The organism is Rhodosalinus sp. (genome assembly GCF_041685465.1).
Taxonomy (GTDB): domain Bacteria; phylum Pseudomonadota; class Alphaproteobacteria; order Rhodobacterales; family Rhodobacteraceae; genus Rhodosalinus.
Map to the genome: position 1 here is coordinate 1,655 of NZ_JAWLFS010000208.1, position 3,778 is coordinate 5,432.

At 72.3% G+C, this 3,778-nt stretch carries 5 protein-coding genes; all 5 read right to left on the reverse strand.

What is annotated here, in order from left to right; genetic code table 11:
- Positions 1-560 (reverse strand): uracil-DNA glycosylase family protein (locus ACESL7_RS12505; RefSeq protein WP_372893648.1); only part of this gene is annotated, 560 nt, incomplete at its 3' end.
- Positions 553-1,305: an EcsC family protein gene (locus tag ACESL7_RS12510; protein WP_372893649.1), complete on the reverse strand. Its 753-nt coding sequence runs from the start codon at positions 1,303-1,305 to the stop codon at positions 553-555. The genes ACESL7_RS12505 and ACESL7_RS12510, both read right to left, overlap by 8 nt.
- Positions 1,306-1,359: 54 nt before the next feature.
- Positions 1,360-1,845, reverse strand: coding sequence for a GNAT family N-acetyltransferase (locus tag ACESL7_RS12515; RefSeq protein WP_372893650.1), 486 nt, complete (start codon positions 1,843-1,845; stop codon positions 1,360-1,362).
- 69 nt (positions 1,846-1,914) lie between these two features.
- On the reverse strand, positions 1,915-2,388 hold the full coding sequence (locus ACESL7_RS12520) for a CoA-binding protein (protein ID WP_372893651.1): 474 nt from the start codon (positions 2,386-2,388) through the stop codon (positions 1,915-1,917).
- A gap of 191 nt (positions 2,389-2,579) precedes the next feature.
- The coding region (locus ACESL7_RS12525; protein ID WP_372893652.1) for an aspartate kinase at positions 2,580-3,778 on the reverse strand (1,199 nt) is incomplete at its 5' end.

Genomic DNA, 3,778 nt, shown 5'->3' on the forward strand with positions numbered 1-3,778 from the left:
CGAAGCTCGGGCAGAAGCTCCGCCTCGAACCACGGGTTCTTCTTCAGCCAGGCGTTGTTGCGCCAGGAGGGGTGCGGCAGCACGAAGGTGCCCGGGGCATGCGCGCGCCAGTCGCGCACCGTTTCCGTCACGCCGGCACGCGTGCCGAGGTGGCGTTTCTGCGCCGCGCCGCCCACGATCACGCGCAGCCGCACCGCGCCGATCGCCTCCAGCGCGCGGGCATGCCAGGTTTCCCAGCAGACGGGCGGCGGCGGCAGGTCCGCGCCTTTCGCGTCGTAGCCCGGAAAGCAGAAGGCCGTGGGCAGCACCGCCACCCGGTCGAGGTCGTAGAACTCCGCCTCGCTCATGGCGAGCCACTCGCGCAGGCGGCGGCCGGAGAGATCCCAGAAGGGGCGCTCGGCCCGGTGCACGCGCAGGCCCGGCGCCTGGCTCGCGATCAGGATGCGCGCGCCGGGGCGGAACCAGACGACCGGGTTGGGCGCGTGTGCCGTCGCCGTCGCCGCGAAGCGGTCGGCGCAGAGGCGGCAGGCGCGGATCTCCGCGGCGAGCCGCTCAGCCACGCGCAGGCACGCGCGCGCGCAGCGCCTCGGTCAGCACGGCGGTATCCTGCCCGCCCTCCCGCGCGAGGCGCGCGAGCCCGAAGTGCACATGCGCCATTTCCTGATAGTATTTGGTGTAGGCGTAGTTCGTGGCCGCCCCCGCCGCCGCGCCGAGCACCGGCACCGATTGCGCCGCGAGCTTCTGCCCGAGGACGATCGAGAGGCGCGGCGCGACCCGCGCGATCACGCTGTTCACCGTCGCCCCGGTGAGCGTCACGCGGGCCGCGAGAAAGCCCATGTTGGCGCCGTCGTCATACTCCAGCGGCCCGGCCGCGGTGAAGACGGTCAGCCCGTCGCGGCGCACCTCCGGGTCGTCCGGGTCGAAGCCGTGGCGCTCCGCCGTGCCGAGGATCGCGCGGAAGAGCACCGTCGTCGTGACGGGGAGCTCGGCGAGCGCCGTGGCGAGCCCGCCGGCGCCGCCCGCCGCGCCGAGCACCGTGGTCAGCCCCGTGTTGACCCATGCGGGCTGATCCGCGAGCTGCCCGCGCGAGACCTGCGCGGCCTCCACCGCGTAGCCGAGCGCGCGCTCGGTCCCGCGCTCGAGTTCGTCGCGCGCCCAGGGCGGCAGGCTGTCCATCATGCTTTCGGCCCGGCCGCCCACGTAGTTCAGAAGCCGGATCGCGGTGCCCTCTGCCGCGGTGAGGCGCGCGGCGAGCACGTCGAGCTCGTCCGAGAGCCGGGCAGGCACGAGATCGGTCTGGGTCATGCGTCGGGGTCCTGGCCTGTCATGGGCGAAAGATCGGGCGCCCGGCGCGGCGTTTCAAGCCGCGCGCGTCACCGGGCCCGCGATCCCGTCCCATGCGCCGGGCGTGAGCGCGAGGCCGAGCACCCTTGCCGGGTTCGTGGGCGGCGGCATCACGACCTCCGCGAGCCGCACGAAGCCGAAGCGCCCGTAATAGGGCGCGTCGCCCACGAGCAGCACGCGCGCCCAGCCGAGACGCGCCGCCTCGGCGAGGCTCTCGCGGATGAGCGCCCCGCCCAGCCCCTCGCCCTGCCGCGTCGGGTGCACCGCCACCGGCCCGAGAAGGAGCGCCGCGCGCCCGCCCGCGCGGACGGGCCAGAAACGGATCGCGCCACCGAGGGTGCCGCCCGTGTCCCGCGCCACGAAGCAGAGCTCCCGCACCGGTGCCACGCCCTCGCGCAGGCGGTAGGAGGAGAGCGCCTCGCGCCCCGGCGCGAAGGCGAGGTCGAAGAGCGCCTCGACCTCCCACGCGTCCTCCGCCGTCTCGCGCCTCACACTGTCCACCGGCCCGCCCCGCCCCGTCGCAAGCGGCGCCGCGCCTAGCACGCCGCCCCGCGGGGGGCAAACGGCGCCTCAGAGCTTCGAACTGATGACGCCGGTGTTGAAGCCGCCCATGCGAAGCTCGCCGAAGAGGCGCTGATACTCGATCTTGGGGCAGCGGTTCATGATGACCGTGACGCCGCGGGCGCGGGCCGTCGCGGCCGCCTCGGCGTGTTCGACGCCGATCTGCATCCAGATGGTCTGCAACTCGGGGAAGGCTTCCAGCGCCTCGTCCACGATGGGCGGCACTGCCTCGGAGCGGCGGAAGATGTCCACCATCTCGACGGGATCCTCGATCTCGGAGAGGCTGGCGCGCACGGTCTCGCCGTGCAGGCGCCTGCCGGCGTGGGCCGGGTTCACCGGGATCACGCGGTACCCCTTGAGCGCGAGGTATCGCGCGACATAGGCGCTCGGCCGGACGGGGTTCATCGACACGCCCACCACGGCGATGGTGCGGGTGCGTTCGAGGATGGCGCGCAGCTCCGCGTCGGTGTAGCTCTCGGACATGGTGGGAGTCTAACCGCCGCGACGGGGCGGACGCCACAAAAAAGGCGCCCGGAGGGGACCCCGGACGCCAGTGTCGGAACGAGGGACAGTGAAGAGAACGGCGGTGTTCCGAACCGCCGCCCACTGTGACATCTAGGTCGCGCCCCGCGGCGATTAAGGCGCAATCACGGGGATGTGAATTGCGATCCCGCTCAAGCCGCAAGCTGCGGCGATTTCGCGGCGCGCGGCGACTCGTCCGACTTCGGCACCGCCGCGTCCTCCACGAGGGCGCGGTGCAGCGCGCGGATCGCGGTATCTGTCGCGTCGCGCGGCAGGACGATCTGGATGTCGACGCTGCGCGGCCCCTGCGCGACGGCCACCGGCTCGATCCCCTCGGCGTCGAGCGCCGCGAGCCCGCGCGCGAGCGCGCCCAGCCCCGAGAGGTCGCGCCCGATCGCCGAGACGACGGCAAGCTTGCGCGTGGTGATCTCGGCGCTCGGGTAGGCCTTGGCGAGATCGCGCTCGACCCGGCGCACCGATTTCATCGAGGCGTCGACGTAGTGCGTGATCGTGTTCGCGTTCGAGGTCTTGGCGACGATGCGCAGCCCGTGGCGCGTCAGCGCCTCGAGGATGGTGGCGTCGTAGCCCTTCACGCCGACCATGTCGGGCTCGTAGACCTGCAGCGCGAAGACGTCGAGGCCGGTGACCATCTCGACGCCCGGCGCCTCGGCCGGCGCCTCGTCGATGAAGGTGCCGGGATCCTGCGGCTCGAAGGCATTGGTCACGCGCAGCGGAATCCCCGCCTGGCGCAGGGTCTTGGCCGCCGAGGGGTGGATCGCCTCCATCCCCATGTTCGAGAGCTGGTCGGCCACGTCGTAGTTGGTGCGGCCGAGCTTGCGCACGTTCTCCGCGCCGACGAGCTTCGGGTCGGCGGAGGAGAGGTGGAACTCCTTGTGAATGATCGCCTCGGCCGCGCCGGTGCGCGCGGCGATGTTGGCGAAGGTCACCTCGGAATAGCCGCGGTCGTAGCGGTTCATCAGCCCTTCGGCGCATTGCGCGTAGCCCGTCACGATGGGCAGTTCGCGCGCGAGGTCGATGTCGGCGAAGCCGCGGTCGATCCGCTCGTCGAGGCTCACTTCCGCATCGTCGCGCCAGCCCGAGAGATCGACGCAGCGCGCGTCCACCCCCTGCCGGCGCAGGAGCAGCGTCGTCACCTGCGCGGAATGCGATTCACCGAGCCCCGAGAGAAGCTCCCGGATCAGCCCCATGTGCTCGGACAGCCGGAAATGCCCGTAGGAGCAGAGCCGCTGCAGGTCGATCAGGCAGGAGCGCGCGCCTTCGAGGCGCTCGCGCACGAAGTCGTCCGCTTCCTGGATGTCCGCGTTGTGGTCCAGCACCTCGCGATGCGCCT